11 protein-coding genes and 1 tRNA gene are annotated in these 15,487 nt (G+C 48.8%); 3 read left to right on the top strand and 9 right to left on the bottom strand.

The features are described 5' to 3' along the window. Positions 1-66: 66 nt before the first annotated feature. The 6 genes from fkpB to ACN0UN_RS09130 form a co-directional block, all read right to left on the bottom strand. Positions 67-507 (bottom strand): FKBP-type peptidyl-prolyl cis-trans isomerase, encoded by a 441-nt coding sequence (gene fkpB / locus ACN0UN_RS09155; protein ID WP_417659707.1) that lies wholly within the window; start codon positions 505-507, stop codon positions 67-69. After that, positions 504-1,040, bottom strand: coding sequence for a signal peptidase II (gene lspA, locus ACN0UN_RS09150; protein WP_417659759.1), 537 nt, complete (start codon positions 1,038-1,040; stop codon positions 504-506). The genes fkpB and lspA overlap by 4 nt, the downstream gene beginning before the upstream one ends. Then, on the bottom strand, positions 1,009-3,861 hold the full coding sequence (gene ileS, locus ACN0UN_RS09145; RefSeq protein ID WP_417659706.1) for an isoleucine--tRNA ligase: 2,853 nt from the start codon (positions 3,859-3,861) through the stop codon (positions 1,009-1,011). Before ileS ends, lspA begins: the two co-directional genes overlap by 32 nt. A gap of 126 nt (positions 3,862-3,987) precedes the next feature. Then, the gene (ribF, locus tag ACN0UN_RS09140; RefSeq protein WP_417659758.1) at positions 3,988-4,920 is read right to left on the bottom strand and encodes a bifunctional riboflavin kinase/FAD synthetase; all 933 of its coding nucleotides are present in this window, start codon (positions 4,918-4,920) and stop codon (positions 3,988-3,990) included. Positions 4,921-5,034: 114 nt separating this feature from the next. Next, positions 5,035-6,576 carry a murein biosynthesis integral membrane protein MurJ gene (gene murJ / locus ACN0UN_RS09135; protein WP_417659705.1) on the bottom strand — a complete coding sequence of 514 codons (1,542 nt, stop codon included), beginning with the start codon at positions 6,574-6,576 and terminating at the stop codon, positions 5,035-5,037. A gap of 50 nt (positions 6,577-6,626) precedes the next feature. Continuing rightward, positions 6,627-6,986, bottom strand: a complete 360-nt coding sequence (locus ACN0UN_RS09130) for a four helix bundle protein (protein ID WP_339879615.1) — start codon at positions 6,984-6,986, stop codon at positions 6,627-6,629. 152 nt (positions 6,987-7,138) lie between these two features. Here ACN0UN_RS09130 and rpsT point away from each other — a divergent pair, with 152 nt between their 5' ends. The 3 genes from rpsT (at position 7,139) to ACN0UN_RS09115 (ending at position 9,265) form a co-directional block, all read left to right on the top strand. Further along, complete coding sequence (gene rpsT, locus ACN0UN_RS09125) at positions 7,139-7,399, top strand: 30S ribosomal protein S20 (RefSeq protein WP_128351236.1); 261 nt, start codon at positions 7,139-7,141, stop codon at positions 7,397-7,399. 81 nt (positions 7,400-7,480) lie between these two features. Beyond that, positions 7,481-7,557: transfer RNA gene (locus ACN0UN_RS09120), tRNA-Arg, on the top strand. A 94-nt stretch (positions 7,558-7,651) separates the two neighbouring features. Next, positions 7,652-9,265 (top strand): tetratricopeptide repeat protein, encoded by a 1,614-nt coding sequence (locus ACN0UN_RS09115; protein ID WP_417659704.1) that lies wholly within the window; start codon positions 7,652-7,654, stop codon positions 9,263-9,265. An 8-nt stretch (positions 9,266-9,273) separates the two neighbouring features. Here ACN0UN_RS09115 and ACN0UN_RS09110 read toward each other — a convergent pair whose 3' ends face one another. The 3 genes from ACN0UN_RS09110 to ACN0UN_RS09100 all read right to left on the bottom strand — a co-directional run bounded on the left by ACN0UN_RS09110 (position 9,274) and on the right by ACN0UN_RS09100 (position 15,257). Next, a complete protein-coding gene (locus ACN0UN_RS09110; protein ID WP_417659703.1) occupies positions 9,274-10,752 on the bottom strand; it encodes a tetratricopeptide repeat-containing sulfotransferase family protein in 1,479 nt (492 codons plus the stop codon). 17 nt (positions 10,753-10,769) lie between these two features. After that, positions 10,770-12,338, bottom strand: coding sequence for a sulfotransferase (locus ACN0UN_RS09105; protein WP_417659702.1), 1,569 nt, complete (start codon positions 12,336-12,338; stop codon positions 10,770-10,772). A gap of 93 nt (positions 12,339-12,431) precedes the next feature. Then, on the bottom strand, positions 12,432-15,257 hold the full coding sequence (locus ACN0UN_RS09100) for a TonB-dependent receptor domain-containing protein (RefSeq protein WP_417659701.1): 2,826 nt from the start codon (positions 15,255-15,257) through the stop codon (positions 12,432-12,434). Positions 15,258-15,487: the final 230 nt, after the last annotated feature.

Raw genomic sequence — 15,487 nt, 5'->3', positions numbered from 1 at the left:
ATTAAAAAAAGCCGATATTTTCGAGCTAATATCTAATATCCAATAGCTAATATCGTTTTCGTTTTCCTAAGGATTTACCTCAATAATTTCAACGGCAAATCGTACTCGTTGGCCTGCCAACGGATGATTAAAATCAATGGTCACAAACTGATCATTGATTGCCCGCACAATGCCTGGCAACTCAGTGCCATCGGGTTGCGGGAAGGTAAATATTTGCCCTACCGCAGGCCTATCCTGGCCAAATTTTGTGGTGTCTACCTGATAATAGTTGTCTTTGTTCGGCATGCCAAACGCATCTTCCGGCGCCAGCTCAAACTCGCGGTCATCGCCTGCTTTTAAACCAACCAGACAGGCTTCAAAATTCTCGGTTAATGAGCCATCGCCCATCCGAAATTTAGCCGGTTTTCCAGACATTTTGGTGCTGTCCGCAACGGAATCATCGGTAAGTTTTATCGTAAAATGCAAAACCACTTCGCGACCGTGTTCGATCGGGAGACGACTGATCATGCTTGGGGCTCCTGACGTTGTTCAAAAAACGCCTCTAGTAACATTAATACCGCACCGATAGTAATTGCCATATCGGCCACATTAAATGCCGGCCAGTGCCAATCATTTACATACACATCAAGAAAATCAATAACATAACCATACATAATACGATCAATAACATTGCCGATGGCGCCCGCTAAAATGAGCGCAAAGGCAGTATTCTGACGCCATAAGTTCACTGGGTTGCGGCGTAACCAAACCAGTAAAACAACACTGATGGCAATCGCGAAAAATGTAAATAACCAACGCTGCCAGCCACCTTGATCGCTCAAGAAGCTGAACGCGGCGCCCATGTTACGCACATAAGTCAGATTTAAATACGGCATCACCTCAATGCTTTCGTATAAATCGAATACGCGAATCACCCATTGCTTGGTAAATTGATCCAGCACAATAAGAATGAAAGTAAGCCACAAAAATCGTAGCCCACTCACACGCTTCTTTAATTCGACAGTTGATTTAGGCAAAGCGACGCTCCTCTCCGGCTCCATCCACATTGGTCACACAGCGTGAACACAAGGTTGGATGCGCGGCAATCGTGCCAACTTCGGCACGGTGATGCCAACAACGATCACATTTGGCATGGGCCGACTTAGCCACTTTCACCCACACGCCCTTGAGTTCCGTCGCAACAGCGCCCGCTGGCGCTTCGGTGACGGTTTCTACTGACACAGCAGAGGTGATAAAGGCAAAACGCAGTTCTTCGCCCAAGCTTTTCAGTTGCGCGGCAATATCGTCGACCGCAAAGACGGTCACCTCGGCTTGCAGTGAACCGCCAATCACGTCGTCACGACGCGCTTGCTCTAACGTACGGTTTACTTCATCACGCACTTCTAAAATGGTTTGCCACAACTCATTGTCGGCCGGGCTAACACTGATGTGTTCTGCGTCTAAGTACCAGCTTTCAGTGAAAACGTACTTGCTGCGTGCGCCACCGTCAGATAATTGTTGTGGCAATGCATCCCAAATTTCTTGGGCGGTAAAGCTACAAATAGGGGCTAACCAACGCACTAACATTTCAGCGATATGGTACAAGGCCGTCTGACACGAACGGCGCGCAACACTGTCTTGCTTCGCGGTGTACTGGCGATCTTTAATGACATCCAGATAGAAGCTACCCAGTTCAATTGAGCAGAAGTGCATGAGTTTTTGCGCCACCACGTGGAACTGGTAATCATCTAAAGCGGATAAAATTTCTTTTTGCAGGCTCACTGCGCGCGCCACAATCCACTTATCTATGGCCACCATATCGGCAGGCGCTACCGCGTGTTTGCTCGGCTCAAATTCATTAATATTCGCCAGTAAGAAGCGCGATGTATTACGAATACGACGGTAGCTGTCCGCCGCACGTTTTAAAATTTCATCAGAAACGGTCATTTCACCGGAGTAATCGGTAGCAGCAACCCACAAGCGCAGAATATCGCCACCAAGTTTGTTCATAACCTCCAGCGGAGCAATGACGTTGCCGATAGATTTCGACATTTTCCGGCCTTGCCCGTCTACAGTAAAACCGTGCGTAAGCACTTGTTTATAAGGCGCTTGCTGATACATCGCCACACCGGTTAGCAATGAAGACTGGAACCAGCCACGGTGCTGATCTGACCCTTCAAGATACAAATCGGCAGGCCACTGCAGACCCGGCGTTTTATTCAAAACGGCTTCATGCGTCACACCCGAGTCGAACCACACATCTAAGGTATCGGTTACCTTGCGGTAATCTTTCGCTTCATCGCCTAACAACTCTTCGGGCTCTAAATCGAACCAAGCCTGAACACCATCTTTCTCAACGCGCTTGGCGACTTCTTCCATGAGTTCCAGCGTGCGCGGGTGCAACTCGTCATTATCACGGCGCACAAATATCGCAATAGGGTTACCCCAAGTGCGTTGACGCGAAATACACCAGTCCGGGCGCCCATCAATCATACTTTCAATGCGGCTTTGGCCCCACTCAGGCACCCAGCGCACTTGCTTAATTTGCTCCAGTGCGGTCGCACGTAAATGCTTTTTATCCATGCTAATAAACCACTGTGGCGTTGCACGGAAAATAATTGGCGTTTTGTGGCGCCAGCAATGCGGATACGAGTGATTGTATGCTTCGTGGTGTACCAAGCGCCCTGCTTCTTGCAGCGCATCAACAATATTTGGGTTGGCCTTCATCACATGCTGGCCAGCAAACATTGGCGTGTCGTCTTTATACACACCGTTGTCACCAACAGGGTTATAAACTTCAATGCCATAACGCTGGCCCACAATAAAGTCATCCACACCATGCCCTGGGGCGGTATGCACGCAGCCCGTGCCTGACTCAGTGGTAACGTGCTCACCTAAAATAAGGGGCACTTGAATATCCGCAAACAACGGATGATTCACTTTTAAGTTTTCCAGTGCTTCACCTTTCGCGAAGCCTAACTTGTGATAGTCGGCAATACCCCAACGCTCCATCGAAGACGTCACCAATTCGTCGGCAATAATCAAACGATGCGCAGGCTTTTCATCGGTTGCTTCTACTTGCACCAAGGCATAATCCAAGCTCGGATGCAGTGCAATAGCGCGGTTGGCAGGAATAGTCCAAGGTGTCGTGGTCCAAACAACCACCATCACCTCGCCTTCACCAGCGTGACCATGCGGATGATCAAACTTTGCCACCAACTCAGCTTCGTTTACCGCAGTAAAACCAACATCAATAGCTGGCGAACGTTTGTCTTGATACTCAACTTCGGCTTCAGCCAAAGCAGAACCACAATCAGTACACCAATGCACGGGCTTAAAGCCTTGCTGCATGTGCCCATTGGCAATAATTTTTCCCAGCGCACGAATACTATCGGCTTCCTGCTGTGGATTCATCGTCAGGTAAGGGTTATCCCAATCACCAAACACGCCTAAGCGTTTAAAGTCTTCACGCTGACCATCAACTTGCGTCAACGCATACTCGCGGCACTTCTGACGAAACTCAGCAACGGTCAGCTTTTTGCCCGGCTTGCCGTGTTTTTTCTCAACTTGCAGCTCAATCGGTAGCCCATGGCAATCCCAGCCTGGAACATAGGGCGCATCAAACCCACCCAAGGTTTTCGCCTTCACAATCATATCTTTTAGAATTTTATTAACTGCGTGACCAATGTGAATATCACCGTTCGCATACGGAGGTCCGTCATGCAAAATAAACACTGGCTTACCCGCCTTCGCTTCGCGAATCAAGCCATACACGTCGTCCGCGTACCACTGTTTCAACATCTGCGGCTCACGCTGCGCAAGATTACCGCGCATCGGAAACTCGGTTTCCGGCAGATTCAGCGTGTGTTTGTAGTCGGTCATTTTTGTTGGTTCCTTTTTCGGGGGAGTTACTTGCCCCATGACTTATTTCAATGTTTGAATGCGAATAGGATATTAGCTATTGGATATTTGATATTAGACAAAACATAAATACCCGATACATCAGCTCTAATATCCAACCGCTAATATCGCCTTTGCCTTTTCAGCGTCGGCTTCGATTTGCTGCTTCAACTGCGCGAAATCCGCGAACTTCTGTTCGCCGCGAATAAATTGCGTTGGTATTACCTTCAACTGCCGACCATACAAGTCACCAGTGTAATCAAAAATGTGTACTTCCAGTTGCATCCGTTCGCCGTTCAGCGTGGGCCTACGGCCAACATTTGCGACGCCAGCGTGCCTACGACCATCCGCGGTTTCAACAGTTACAGCAAACACGCCTTGTAGGGGCGAATGCAAGCGCTTTAACTGGATATTTGCGGTTGGAAAGCCAATAGTACGGCCTTTTTTCTCGCCATGCACTACTCTACCTTCAAATGCATAGGGCCGACCTAACATTGCCGCGGCCTGGGAGAAATCCCCCGCAGTTAAAGCTTGCCGAATTGCAGTACTGCTAACCCGTTGCTGTTGCTGTCGATAACTGTGTGTATCAACTACTTCAAAGCCTAGCTCAGCACCGGCTTGTTGCAACATCGCGAAATCACCTTCGCGACCGTGACCGAAACGAAAATCATCGCCAACCACCAAAAACTGCACGCCAAGTTGTTCAACCAGCACCTTTTCAATAAACTCCCGCGCCGGCAAGTTGGCGAACTTACGACTAAACTCAATCACCACATGCCGGTCAATGCCTTGCGCCCGAAGCGCTAAATGTTTTTCGCGAAAGTTGGTTAAGCGCGCCGGAGCTTTATCTGGCTGAAACAGTTCCTGCGGCTGCGGTTCAAAGGTCATCACCGTTGCTGGAACACCGCGCGCCAAAGCTTGCGCTTTCACCTGTGCCAGCACCGCCTGATGGCCTAAATGCACACCATCAAAGTTACCAATAGTCAGTACACACCCACGGTGCTTAGGGCGAATGTTATGAATTCCGCGAATCAGTTGCATCAATGCTTAGCAAACCTGTCGTTACGTGTCGTGAGTCGAGTGATTAACAAAGCGGCGATTATAACAGGCTAGCCAAAAGCTAACCAGACACTAAGGCTCATTAACGGCTAACGATTAACGGATCTTAACGCGCAGCAGCAGGAGCGACAGAAGATAGGTTCCCGCACCAGCGCCAATCAACAGCGTCAACTGCCAGACGCGATCAATGAATTCAGCAGCCAGCCACCACGGACGAGCAGGAACAAGATAGAGCACCGCAGCGACCATTGCGGCGACTGCCAGCGCTACTTTTGTGAGGTACGTTAAAGTTCCAGGGTAACGTTTAAGTACGCCGTCGCGCCATAAATTGTAACCCAGCAGGCCTGCGTTAACCGCGGCGGACAGCGAGGTCGCTATAGCGAGGCCGACGTAACCGTAAGGAATCGCGAAAATTACGTTAAACACCATGTTGGTAACCATGGCAATAATGCCGTACTTAACGGGCCGCTTGGTGTCTTGGCGCGAGTAAAACCCCGTTGCCAGCACCTTCACCAACATAAAACTCAACAAGCCTGAACCATACGCGAATAAACTATACGACGCTAAGCGCGCATCTTCAGGGGTAAACTCACCACGCATGAATAGCACCATCAGCATAGGTTCAGCCAGTACAATCAAACCGCTCATGGCTGGCAAACCCAGTAGCACCACAGTACGAATGCCCCAGTCCAGCGTTTTACTGAATTCATCCGATGATTTATCCACATGGCGCGAACTCAGAGCGGGCAATATAACCGTCGCAATGGCAATGCCAAATAGCCCCAACGGAAACTCCAGTAGTCGATCAGAGTAATACAGCCAACTAATCGAACCGCTCATTAAAAACGAAGCAATAAACGTATCAAAGAGCAGGTTAATTTGGCTCACCGACACCCCAAACAGCGCGGGAATCATCAGGGTGCGAATCTTGGTCACGCCAGGATCACGCCACCCCCACCGCGGCCAAACCAAAAGCCCAGCGCGCTTTAAAAAAGGAATCTGGAACAAAAACTGAACCGCACCACCCACAAATACGCCCCAAGCAAGCGCATATTCAGGCTGCTCTAATTGCGGCGCCACCCATATTGCAAAAGCAATAATGGCAATATTCAAAAATACCGGCGTAAACGCAGCCACAGCAAACTTACCGATGGTATTTAGAATCGCACCGGCTAACGCCGTAAAAGTAATAAACCACAAATAAGGAAAGGTAATTCGCAGCAAATCAGAGGCCAGTACAAACTTATGCCCTTGCGGCCCATCGTGATACCAATCAAGAAACCAGCCCGTACCAAACATAGCCGCCACCACCGGCGAAGCAATCACACCAATCAAGGTAACAATCGTCACCAAGGTGCCCAAGGTACCCGCCACGCGCGCAATCAGCAGCCGCTGCGCCTCAATGGTCTGCCCCTGCTTGTACTCAGTTAACACCGGCACAAACGCCTGCGCAAAGGCGCCTTCAGCAAATAAACGGCGCAAGAAATTCGGAATTTTATTGGCGAAGAAGAACACATCCGCCGCAGCCCCTGCCCCCATCAAATTGGCAATCACCACATCACGCACCAACCCCATAACGCGCGAAATAAGCGTCATGAAGCTTACGATAATGCCGGATTTTGCAAGTGATTTTGACAAGAGAGCCCCGAGCGCGATATTAGATATTAGCCATTAGATATTAGTAAAACCTAGTTATTTGAATCTACTACTATCATTTTCTTGGTTGCACTTATTAAACCATTGAGCAACCGATACACAAAACGAGTTTCTTTGTGCAACCTACCCTCGACATAACCTAGTCGGAAACTTATTTCTAACTGAGTTTCGAGTTCAGCTAAGGAGCCACGAGCAATATAGTAAAACCGCAATTGATCTCTATATGAACCTCTACCAGCCCCTTCAGCTAAATTGCTCGGAACCGAAACAACAGCTCTGCGCATTTGACTCACGAGGCCAAATAGCTCATGGTTTGGGTAACTGTCTGTTATCTTATAGATTGATACACACAAGTCCATTGCTGATTGGTAAACTTTCAAATCTTTAAACATAACCACCTCCATGTCACGCATAATCTTAGCCTGATTTTTCTAATATCTAATGGCTAATAGCTAATATCGGACTTGACTTTAAGGGCAAAAACAGGCATATTCCCCGCCCTAATAAACCATTGCATTTAGATAACGAATTTTAGGAGTTCACCTTGGCTAACATTAAGTCTGCTAAAAAGCGTGCGGTTCAAGCGGAAAAAAACCGTCGCCACAACGCGAGCCGTCGCTCAATGATGCGTACCTTGTTGAAGAAAGTAACTGCTGCAATTGAAGCAGGCGATAAAGCGGCTGCTCAGCAGGCATTTACTGGCCTTCAACCGATTATGGATCGTTACGCAACAAAAGGTCTTATCGGTAAAAACAAAGCTGCTCGTCATAAGAGCCGTTTGAACGCAAAAATCAACGCGCTGTAATACACAGCCGCGTTTGATTGAAAAAACCAGCTGCGGCTGGTTTTTTTGTGCCTATGATATAAAAGTAAGAATCACCGCAAGGTCCCCGTAGCTCAGCTGGATAGAGCAGCCCCCTCCTAAGGGGCAGGTCGCAGGTTCGACTCCTGCCGGGGACGCCAAATCGCACTTTACCCGCAATTCATCGCAATACTTGATTAGTTCGTCGCACTCTGGTACAAAAACTACACAATAATAATAATAGAAAGTGTCGTTATGGCTGATATTCAGAAGTTATTCCAGCAAGCAGTTGCGTCGTTTCGGGCTGGGCAGTTTAGCTCAGCCGAACAACAGTTCCGTCATTTATTGCGGTTTAACGCAAAGCACCCCGATGTACTGCATATTCTTGCGCTGTGTTTACAGAATCAACATCAACCTAAAGCTGCAGCTGATTACTTAAAAACGTCACTCAAACATAACCCCAACCATGCACCTTCACGCAAAAGTTTAATTTCGCTTTATATCCAGCAGGGTAACTTTGCTGGTGCGCAAACTGAATGCGACACACTGCGTGAGCAACAACCGGAACAATTTGAACCCTATTTATTGCAGGCTCAGTTATATCGCACGATGGGGTTAACCGACGAGGCACTGCAGGCCATTGAAAAGGCACGCCAACGGCTGGCCAAGCCGCTGCCAATTGTTGACTACTACTTAGCCTGCATTCATTACGATCTGGCCCAGTACGAGCAAACCGAAGCGATATTGCAGAACCTCGTCAGCCAAATTCCTGAATATATTGACGCGCATGTTGCCTTGAATAAATTGTATTGGGAACACGGCCCGCAGGAAAAATTTCTGACTTCATTAACCAAAGCGCTGGAAAAATTACCGCAGTCGCGTCAATTACGCTATAGCCTCGCGGCACATTTGTTAATGTCGAATCAGCCGCAGGCATGCTTGGAATCCTGCGAAGAAACACTAAAAGACTTGCCCGGCGGTGCCGAATTTCATCATTTAAAAGGTTCCGCCTTCATGCGACTAGAGCGACTCGACGATGCTGTAGCCGCCTATGAACAGGCGCTAAAATTGCAGCCGGACGTATTGCGTCATCGTATTGATTACGCCACCACCATGATGCGCTTGGGGGAATACGAAACTGCGCTACAGCATTTAAAAGCGGTGGAAAAATTTCACCCGTACAGCCAAGAAGCCTTGGCCTACAAAGCACTTTGCTTGCACGCATTAGGGCGTGCTGAAGCCGATGCGCTAAATAATTACGACCAATTCGTCAAAATCATTCCACTGCAAGCGCCCAAAACTTATGCCAACACAGAACAATTCATGGCTGAGCTCGCACAAGCGCTGCAAGGTTTACACAAGACCCAGCAACAGCCACTTGATCAAAGTGTGCGCCACGGCACGCAAACGGTCGGCAACTTGTTTGCCCAAAAGCTTCCGATTATCGCCGAATTTGAAGCCATGGTTAAGGCGGCTGCGGCACAGTATGTTAACGGCCTCCCCGATAGTTCGAGCCATCCATTTCTGCAACGTAAAAGCCTCGGCACCCGGTTTACTGGAGCGTGGTCGGTACGCTTAGCCGAAAAGGGCTTCCACTCCAATCATGTGCACCCAGAGGGTTGGATATCTTGCTGTACCTACATTCAACTGCCGCCACAGGTAAAGCCTGATGACACGACGAAAGCCGGTTGGATTCAATTTGGTGATCCGGGCATGCAGTTACCGAATGTTAAGCCGAAAGTGCATGCGGTTTGTCCGAAGGTGGGGTACTGCGTATTCTTTCCTAGCTACTTCTTCCACGGTACGGTGCCTTTCCAAGGTGACGGCATTCGTATGACAGCACCTTGCGATATCTCGCCAGCATGGTAAGTGCGTACTTACTTTAGAAATTTTTGGTAGTTCCGCCAGCGACCCGACGATGATTTATAAAGAGGTTGTCGCACTTGCCAGACACTCGCCGTGCGCACGGCGTTAGTGCGTTCATGAAACGCCAGGCACTGCTCTTGCCAAGGTAATTCCAACCACTTCAACACGCGGCCTAACTCGGTTTCGGGGTCCACCACCAAGGCATCATAGTCCACCACATGCAGGTCATCGCCAAACACCTGTTGCCAGTGCGCGAGCAACTGCTGCTCGAGTGCTAAGAACGCCTGGATGTGTTCAATACTATTGGCATAATTCATTGATGCACCTAAACGGGTGAAATACACCGACAAACAGTTATCCAAAAGCTGCCGACGCGTGACGATGAACTTCGCATCAGGTAACGCCCGTTTAATAAGGCCCAACAACCAAATGTTGTCTGGGCGCTTGTCCGTCACCCAACCTTGGCTTCCGAAGCGCTGCTGCACGAAATCAAGGTAGTCCTGCCCGATTGCCGCATAGTCTTGCACAGTTGTACGCTGGCTAAAAGCGGCGATGCCTTCGCGCTGCACCTGCTGCCAAAGGCGTGGGAAGAACTCCAGCTCGCCACCGCTGGTTACCCCGTCATGGGCGCCCAGCATTTGCTCCAATAACGTAGAGCCCGAGCGAAACATGCCGCAAATAAACAACGGTTTGGGTTGGCTTACGCCACCTGTCACCGCAACTGGCGCCGCATAATGCTCTGTAATGGTTCGAAGCAAAGCCTCTTGCTGTGCAACATCCCACGCTGGCATGGTCGTCGCATTCCACGTGTTGGCTTGCTGGTAAAATTGCCAGGCTAAGTCATAGCTGCCGCAATCGTCATGCAGCTTGCCCAACGCAAACGCAATATCAATGCGTTCGTTTAAAGGTTGCTTGCCGCTTTCTAAAAATTCTCGCAACTGACGAATCAAGGCATCATCGCTACGTTCGGCTTTTTGCACATCAGCAAGTCGCACATACGCCATGGCATAATCAGGGTGGCGTTTTATTACTTCATTGAAATAGTGCGCGGCGTGCTGCTTGTCGCCGTCTTGCTCGTAGCTATTTGCCAAGTTATACAAAGCGGGTACATAGTTCGGCGCAATTTTTAGTGCCTGAAAAAAAGCTTGCTGTGCTTGCTGGTTATCCAACAAACCTTCGTTATAAATAACGCCGATGTTCGTGTGTACTTCTTCCGGCTGGCTGATACCCAAGGCGAGCGCCTGTCGGTAATACTCAATCGCCTCGGCATAACGCCCGGCAACACGCAAATAATAACCGCAATTGAAGTGCGCGCCAGCATGCTGCTTATGGTGGTGTGCATAGGTACGGTAAAGCTCAGCGGCTTGCTCAGGCAGCTTCAACTGACTTGCCACGGCAGCAGCTTGGTCAAGCAGACCAAGATTATTTGGCTGCTCAACCAACTGCTGGCAAAGGCGTTCAAGTTGTGTCTGTAAGCCCTGAGGTGTCACCGCATTAACCCCAATAGTTATTTAAGCGCAGTTAAAGCGTCAGTTAAGGGCGCCAAGTGTTTACTGTAGGCACTCGCGCGGCCTTTAGCTTTCGCGTACACCTTTTGACTCATAGGCTCGCCCCGCGCTGTAGTAACGCTGGTCGCAATGCTTACATAGTCATCTTGCGCAGAGTCAGCGGTTAGGCCGCAGAACTCAAGCAACTGTTGCTGAGTTGCTGCGCTGTCGCTAATCATGGCTTCATAATCAACGCTAAGCATCTCATCACCAAGTGTTGATTGCCACGCGCTCATTAAGGCCTGGTAGTGCGAATAGTAATGGCCCAGTTCAGCTTGATCGTACGCGTAGGCATAACGGTCGCTGAACAATGTGCGGTAAATTGACCAACAGGTGTCCAACGCATCACGTTGCACGTGAATGATTTTCGCGGTTGGCAGCGCCTTTTTGATCAAGCCGCAGTACAAGAAGTTGAATGGCAGTTTATCAACAACAAATTCGTGCCCATCAGCAACTTCTGAAACTTTAGCCAAATACGCTTTGCCAAGGTCGGTGTAGTTTAAATTCTGCAGCGCTTGTTCGCGTGTCGCCCCGCTGTGTTCAGCTAGGTAGCTCGCTATCGCTTCGTTAAGGAGTAACGGGAAATCAGCAAACTCACCCAGTGACTTAACATTTGGGTGTGCCGCTAAGTAGCGCTCAACCAAGGTCGCACCGCTGTTGGGCATACTCACCACAAATACAGGTGTTATCGCGGTCTTCTTATTGCCACGCCCTTGTGTGTTCCAGGTTTTCGCAACTTGGGTGAGTTGCTGCAGCGCGTCAAGCTCTGCAGCTTCGTTATATGGCGTGATTTTCTTCTGCAACGCATTGCCCGTGCTAGCAGCATTAAATGCCAGCTCATGTTCACCAAGGTCGTCATATTCTTTTGCCAATGCGAACCATAGCGGCGTATCCGCAACCTGGTCGGCGCGCGCCCGCTCTTTCAATGCATCAATATGGTTACGCGTTTTGGTTTGCTTGCGCAGCAACGCCAGCACGTAATGCGCCATGCTCGGCGCTTGCTCGTTATCACAAACTTTCTTAATTATTTTTTCAGCAGCTTTGGTATCGCCCAAGAACCAGCGGTTCAGGCCTTCATCGAAGGCTAAAACAACGTCGTCTGGGTGCTGTTTGAGCAGGTTTTCAATTATCGCCAACGCGTTCGCTGGCTGATCCAGCTGCGTATAAAAACGTGCGAGCTGTTGTTGGTACTGTTTATTGTCTTGCGCGAGCTTGGTTGCAGCTTCTAGCGCAGTTGCCAATTGTTTGCGCTCATTCAAGCGGTCAAGCACATACAGCCGGTCAATATGGAATACGATTTGCTCTGGCATGGCTTTAATTGCGCGGGTCAAATAAGCCAACGCGCCCTGCAGGTCGCCTTGCTGATTGCATACCTGCGCAGCCAGATGAAGTAATGCAGCCGAATCTGGCGCTTTGCCGAGCGCATCGTCAATGTAGTCGCGTGCGGCTTGGTGCTGCCCGCCTTTCACGAGTGTAGATACGTATTTTGTTATGGTTTGAATATCGGTTACCGATGACTGCTCACTCATGTTACTTATCCTGGAATGCTGTTGTTTTACTGAAGCGGAAATAAAAAACGGCGACTAATGTCGCCGTTTTATTAAACGCTAATTCTTTCGCTATTAGAAGCGGAAAGTTACGCTTGCGTGGATGTAACGACCCAATGTGTCGTAGAAACCAGCAACAGTGTTTGCGTTAGTAGACAGTGAACCGCCAACCAATGGTGGCTCTTTATCTAAGATGTTGTTGATACCAAGAAGAAGTGAAGTATTTTCGTTCACATCAAACGTACCTACTACGTCTAAGTAGCTTTGTGAACCAATACCTTTACCAACCAATAACTGGTCAGTAGATCCTTCATAGTCAACACCACCGAAGTAGCGCCATTTCAACTGTGCAGTCCAGATATCATCCGGAGTGTACGTCATGGTTAACGAGTGACGCCAGTCTGGCTGTGGGAAACAGTTTGAACTGATTAAGCCCGCACAGTCTTGACCTACGCTATCTGCGTACTTCTCAAGGTACAATGAACCATTCATACGCGCAGTAATAGTACCGCCAAGAACGTTTTCCAGAGTATAGTTAGCGTTTAAGTCAACACCGCTATATTCTTCTGAACCAACGTTGATGTTAGTTGCACGAACGAATCCATCGTTACCACGCCACAAGCTGCCTGATGGCGCACGGTTTACGTTGTCACAGTAAACTGCTTGACCAGTTTCACCACACAAACGAAGTGTGTTTGAAGCACCTAAGGTACCGATAACTTCGTCGATTTCGATCATCCAGTAGTCAACTGTGAAGTTCAAGTTGTCCATTGGGTTCGCAACAACACCGAATGTTAAGGTATCAGCTACTTCTGGTTGCAATTCAGTGTTACCACCGAACAAACCGTTGTACTGTGATGCAGGGTTAGCATCAACATTACCGTATTGCGCTGAAGTTACGCCAGTGTTCGCACACTGCGCTGCAGTGAACTCAGGAGTATCGCCAGCACATGGGTCTGTACCACCCCACAAACCGATAGAGGTTGCAGCGAACAATTCACCAACGTTTGGAGCACGTACTGCACGGTTGTAGCTTGCACGAACTTTCCAGTCAGCAGTGATGTTGTAATCTAAAGCTGCTTTATAAGTCGTTTCGTTACCAGAAGTGCTGTAGTCAGAGAAACGTACACCTAAATCTAAGGTCATGCTATCAATGCCGTCACGGCCTTCAGCAATTGGTACGCTCAACTCACCAAACAATTCTTTAACGTTGTAACCACCAGTCAAACTGTTAGTTGGGCCACCTTGGCCAGCCAACGCGCCTTCTTGATAGATAGTGTCAGCAGTACGCTCGAAATCCACTTCGCGGTTTTCAACACCAAATACTGCAGCCATTGGCAAATCAGAAGATGGTAAGCTTGCGCCCAATTCACCGGTCACGAATGCGTTCACGATACGCTGTGAAGTGATACCGGTCATGATTGCAACGCCACCTAATGCATCAGCAGATTCTGCAGTAACACCGCCTGGCGTGAACACGTCGTATTCAGCATTTTCTAACGCATCTTGTACATACTTGATGTAGAAGTCATTTACATACGCAGTGTTTGAAGAAGTTGAACCATACTGGAATGACGCATCATATGACCAGTTTGAATTCAAGTAACCTTCAGCACCAACAACCATACGGAACGCACTGTGTTCCAGGTTGTTCATACGTGGGCCGCCTTCAACGTTACGCTTACCGATGTAAGCGCCAACAGTTTCAACGTCTGGCCCGAATTCGCTACGGAATTGAGCACGTTGTGCGTCACTGAATAGCGCGCTGTTGATGTCGATATCTTGACGGAATGCGTAGAAAGTACCTGACTCAGCGATCTGAGCAACAGTACGGTCATGCATATAGCTCAATTCCATGTACGGACGGAATGAGTCGTTTACTTCATAGTCTACGAACGCACCCATAGTGTAACGGGTGTCTGGACGCATGAAGTGGTTAACTGGCGCGTAGTTATAAACGTTGGTGCCGTCATACGGAGAGAAGCTGCCGTCACCATTCAATGACCACCAAACTTCTTGGCTCAGATCGTATTCGCCGTCAACGATTGGCGCGAAGAACGTGTTTGGTAATGGCGCAGTAGATGAACCACCACAAGCAGTACCGGCTGCGTTCAGAGCACATGATGAATAGTCACGTGATGCCTGACGAAGCTCGTTAATTTGGCGCCATGTTGCGTATGCAGTTGCGTGACCTTTACCGCCAGCGAAGCTGCTACCCATGGTTACGTCGATGTTGTACGACTTACCGTCGATACCGCTACCACCAGTAGGGTAACCGAAGTTCGCGTCATCCATCAGGCCTTGCATGTAGTCGTTGCCATTGCTGTGCTGGTAACCAGAGGCACCTACATTAACTTCTAAGCCTTCGAAATCATCTTTCATTACGAAGTTAACAACACCAGCTACGGCGTCAGCACCGTAAGTTGCAGAACCACCACCGGTAAGCACTTCAACACGCTCAACTAAAGCTGATGGAATTTGGTTAACGTCAGCTGCTTGCGAATAAATACCGCCTGATTGCAGACGACGACCATTCATAAGTACCAAGGTACGGTTCGTACCGATACCACGAAGGTCAAGTGTTGCTACACCAGATGCACCGTTCGCAATAAATGACGTTTGTGCTGCTTCTACCTGTGGAAGACTGTTCATCAAATCTTCGATACGGGTAAAACCAGAGTTTTTGATTTCTTCAGAAGAGGTGATTTGTACTGGGCTAGATGACTCATAGTCAGTACGTTTGATACGTGAACCTGTTACGGTAATACGTTCTTGAGCTTCTTCAGCTTGGTCATCGCCAGACTGGTCCTGCGCTGCCGCAGTGCCTGACAACGCAAGTGAAGCGCCACCGAACATAAGAGCCAAGCGGATAGACTTAGCTAATTTATTATTAGTATACATACTGTGTTCTCCCTGGATCACTTATACGTGATTTACTAGGTTTAAAGTCGGCACGTGAACGCCCGCGTGCGTCTTATAAATCGTGCGTTTTAACGCATTCGCATGCATAAAAAACACCCGACATCACCCGATATTAATTAAAACAAAGCCGTTTCACAAGCCCAGAAGTGCAATTAAACCATTTGATTGTAAATATAAATAAAAAAAGCCCGCCTCTTTGCAGAGGCGGG

The organism is Pseudidiomarina sp. (genome assembly GCF_048267825.1).
In the GTDB taxonomy this organism is placed as follows: Bacteria; Pseudomonadota; Gammaproteobacteria; order Enterobacterales; family Alteromonadaceae; genus Pseudidiomarina.
The sequence above is the reverse complement of the archived record's forward strand: the minus strand, read 5'-3'. Positions and strand labels throughout refer to the sequence as shown.

Excerpts from the sequence above, each read along its gene's own strand:
- fkpB (WP_417659707.1), bottom strand. The coding sequence starts at position 507 with ATGATCAGTCGTCTCCCGATCGAACACGGTCGCGAAGTGGTTTTGCAT.
- lspA (WP_417659759.1), bottom strand. The coding sequence starts at position 1,040 with ATGGAGCCGGAGAGGAGCGTCGCTTTGCCTAAATCAACTGTCGAATTA.
- ileS (WP_417659706.1), bottom strand. The coding sequence starts at position 3,861 with ATGACCGACTACAAACACACGCTGAATCTGCCGGAAACCGAGTTTCCG.
- ribF (WP_417659758.1), bottom strand. The coding sequence starts at position 4,920 with ATGCAACTGATTCGCGGAATTCATAACATTCGCCCTAAGCACCGTGGG.
- ACN0UN_RS09130 (WP_339879615.1), bottom strand. The coding sequence starts at position 6,986 with ATGTTTAAAGATTTGAAAGTTTACCAATCAGCAATGGACTTGTGTGTA.
- ACN0UN_RS09115 (WP_417659704.1), top strand. The coding sequence starts at position 7,652 with ATGGCTGATATTCAGAAGTTATTCCAGCAAGCAGTTGCGTCGTTTCGG.
- ACN0UN_RS09105 (WP_417659702.1), bottom strand. The coding sequence starts at position 12,338 with ATGAGTGAGCAGTCATCGGTAACCGATATTCAAACCATAACAAAATAC.
- ACN0UN_RS09100 (WP_417659701.1), bottom strand. The coding sequence starts at position 15,257 with ATGTATACTAATAATAAATTAGCTAAGTCTATCCGCTTGGCTCTTATG.